Raw genomic sequence first — 3,090 nt, 5'->3', positions numbered from 1 at the left:
GGCTCGAAGCTCGATTGACCGGTATCTCGACTTTTACAACGGTGCCATAGATTTGAGCCTTGCCGGTCGGCGCCAGGTTGGCGAACAATTTCTTGTATTGGTGACCGAGACGTCGCGAGATTTTTCTATTAAGCCGTGCGCTCCATCCAGCAACAGTAGGTGCGGGAGAGCGGAAATCGAGTCTTCGTGCGCGCACTTCTAGTTGCCCATTTAAATTCGCCATTTAATTTTAGAATTGTTCATTATTCCGCAGCGGATCGGGGGTAGTAATCTTGAACGAAAGCGGAACATGGATGCGGAGCAGCGAACGTGGGAGCGCATCCGCACGTCATGCCGCACACCGTGAACTGGCGGCATCCCCACAATCCGTCAATCCGGTACGCATCCGGCGAAGGCCCTAGCTAGGCTGCTTTCTGGTGGAAGGCTGATCAGCGTTTAAGCGGCGTGAGCGACGCTTTGAGGCTGCCAATTCCAGGGCAGCAGTTCGTGGATGCGCCTGGCGGGATGATCCGGTAGGCGCGCCAAGACGTCGGCAAGCCAAGCCTGCGGGTCGATGTCATTGAGCTTGGCGGTGGCGATGAGGCTGTAGATGGCAGCCGCGCGCCGGCCGCCATCGTCGGACCCAGCGAAGGTCCAATTTTTTCGACCCACGGCGACCACCCGCAGCTCACGCTCAGCAGCATTGTTCGTCATGCAAAGCCGTCCGTCATCGAGGAAGCGGCTAAATGCATCCCAGCGGCTGAGGCAGTAATTGATCGCTTTGGTCGTGTCGTTGTTCCTGGAGAGCCTGGCGCGCTGCTCGCGCAACCACGCCTCCAGCTCGAAGATCAGGGAGCGGCTACGCTCCTGGCGAACCCGCAAACGCTCCTGCGCCGTAAGGCCGTTGATGTCGCGCTCGATGGCGAACAGAACATCGATGCGCTTGACTGCCTCGGCCGCGATCGGCGCCTTGGTGAGCCGTGCCAGATCAAAGAACTTGCGCCTGCCGTGCGCCCAGCAGGCGGCCTCGATGATCGGGCCGACCTTGCGATTGGCCTCGTAGAGCCTGCCAAAGCCGGCGTAGGCGTCGGCTTGCATCAGTCCGGCATAGCCCGCCAGATGCTGCTCCGGATGCGCACCGCCACGATCGGGCGAGTAGAAGAACACGGCCGCCGGCGGATCTGGGCCGGCAAACGGACGGTCGTCGCGTACGTAGGTCCAGAGCCTGCCAGTCCGGGTCTTGTCCTTGGCCAGGACCGGCACCGTGGTGTCATCCGCGTGGATGCGCTCGGCTGCGAAGACGTGGCTCCGGATCGCATCGACCAGAGGCATCAGGGTTGCCGCGGAGGCACCTACCCAATCCGCGAGCGTCGATACGTCGAGATCGATGCCCTCCCGCTGGTAGACGTCGCTCTGACGATGAAGCGGCAGGTGCAGGCCGTACTTGGCGAACAGAACATGGGCCAGCAGCTTGGACCCTGCACGCCCGCGCGCAATCGGATGCGAGGGAGCCGGCGGCTGGGTGATCGCTTCACAGGCCCGGCAGACCAGCTTCTCGCGCACGTGCTGGATCACCTTCCACTGGCGCGGAACGAGCTCCAGCGTCTCGGTCACGTCCTCGCCAATCTTGCGCAATCGGCTGTCGCCGCAGCATGGGCAGGTGGCCGGCACAGGATAGACAATGCGCTCCCGCGGCAAATGCTCTGGCAGCGGCCGGCGGGCTGGCTTGCGGCGCTCGAACGATGGCACCGCAATCTTCTCGGCTGCCATCTGCGCCGCGGTCTCAGCTTGCGCCGCGTTCTCCTCAAGGTCAGCGAGCTGCAACTCAAGCTGGTCCAGCAATGCGCCGCGCTCGGAGGACTGTCCGAACTGCTCGTGCCGCAGCTTCTTGATCGTGAGCTTGAGCTTCTCGATCAGCAAGCTACCCGCCTGGGCCTCGGCTTCCGCGGCCAACCGGGCCACTCGCTCGGCGCGCAGCATCACCTGCAGCGTGCTCACATCATCGGGAAGAGAATCATCCGTGCCCATCGCCGACCAGAGAATCACAAGACGCGGTCTCTGTCCGAACCGCCGATCCTGCCACCGATTCAAATCCCAGCGATCAGCCGGCCGCCTGCGGTCGCCAGGTTTGTTGCGGCATCCGCCAGTCGATGCCCTCCAGCAGGTAGCCAAGCTGGGCTGGGGTGATCGTCACCACGCCATCAGCCGACAACGGCCACAGGAAGCGGCCCCGCTCCAGCCGCTTGGCGTAGAGCGACATGCCCAGTCCATCGTGCCAGAGGATCTTGATCAGCTTGCCGCTTTTGCCACGGAACACATAGAGGTCGCCACCGTGCGGGTCTCGCTTGAAGGCTTCCTGCACCAGCAAGCCCAGCGAGTTCATGCCGCGACGCATATCGGTGTGGCCGGTCGCAATCCACACCCGCACGCCCGACGCAATCGGGATCACCGTAAGCGTCCATCTGCCAGCGCCGCCACGGCGGCATTCAGCGTCGCCGCGTCGACCGTCCCCGTGATCCGCATCCGAGCCCCGGCGGCAAACTCGATCTCGATCGCCCCGCCGCTGCTGGCCGGCGCGACGGGACAAGGCGCCGGCCCTGACTCCGCGACCACCATCGCTGGTACGAAACCAGGTCGATCGGCGGCATCGTTCGGCTCCGGCCGAAACGACCGCCGCCATCGCAGCAGTAGCGAACGCGAAACGCCATACCGCCGCGCCGTTGCCGCGACTTGGCGCGGCGCCTGCAAGCTCTCCAGGACGATCTTGAGCTTCTCGTCCTCGGACCAGCGCCGTCGCCGGCCTGTGTCCACCACCTCTAGCCGTTCGACTTGGGCACTGCGCCTATCACTGTCCATAAGGACAGTTCTCAACAACACGCCTCATTCGGCAAGGCGGCCTTCACCGGACGGATACGTTTAAATTCTATCGGGGCGCGAAGGCGCGGGAGTTCTTCGGGATCAGCTTGCGCCCGAAGCAAGCATTGGGGTGGCCCCATGAGAAAGGATGATGACGGCACTGACGACACTGACGCAATTTTCCGATTAGTCGCTTACGCGCGCGCGTGGGGGCGACATACCGAAAATGGCGTCAGCAGCGTCAGCAGCGTCAGC

At 63.4% G+C, this 3,090-nt stretch carries 4 protein-coding genes; all 4 read right to left on the bottom strand.

The features are described from left to right. A partial coding sequence (locus WA702_RS16670) for a hypothetical protein (protein WP_425111643.1) occupies positions 1-223 on the bottom strand: 223 nt, incomplete at its 3' end. 212 nt (positions 224-435) lie between these two features. Further along, positions 436-2,007, bottom strand: a complete 1,572-nt coding sequence (gene tnpC / locus WA702_RS16665; RefSeq protein WP_425111644.1) for an IS66 family transposase — start codon at positions 2,005-2,007, stop codon at positions 436-438. Between the two features lie 73 nt (positions 2,008-2,080). After that, a complete protein-coding gene (gene tnpB / locus WA702_RS16660) occupies positions 2,081-2,428 on the bottom strand; it encodes an IS66 family insertion sequence element accessory protein TnpB (RefSeq protein WP_425111642.1) in 348 nt (115 codons plus the stop codon). Continuing rightward, complete coding sequence (gene tnpA / locus WA702_RS16655; protein WP_425111641.1) at positions 2,425-2,793, bottom strand: IS66-like element accessory protein TnpA; 369 nt, start codon at positions 2,791-2,793, stop codon at positions 2,425-2,427. Before tnpA ends, tnpB begins: the two co-directional genes overlap by 4 nt. Positions 2,794-3,090: the final 297 nt, after the last annotated feature.

Origin of the sequence: Bradyrhizobium sp., assembly GCF_049798375.1 — a bacterium.
GTDB lineage: Bacteria > Pseudomonadota > Alphaproteobacteria > Rhizobiales > Xanthobacteraceae > Bradyrhizobium.
This window is presented reverse-complemented; position numbering and strand designations above follow the sequence as displayed.

Coding starts and splice junctions, on each gene's coding strand:
- tnpC (WP_425111644.1), bottom strand. CDS start 2,007: ATGGGCACGGATGATTCTCTTCCCGATGATGTGAGCACGCTGCAGGTG.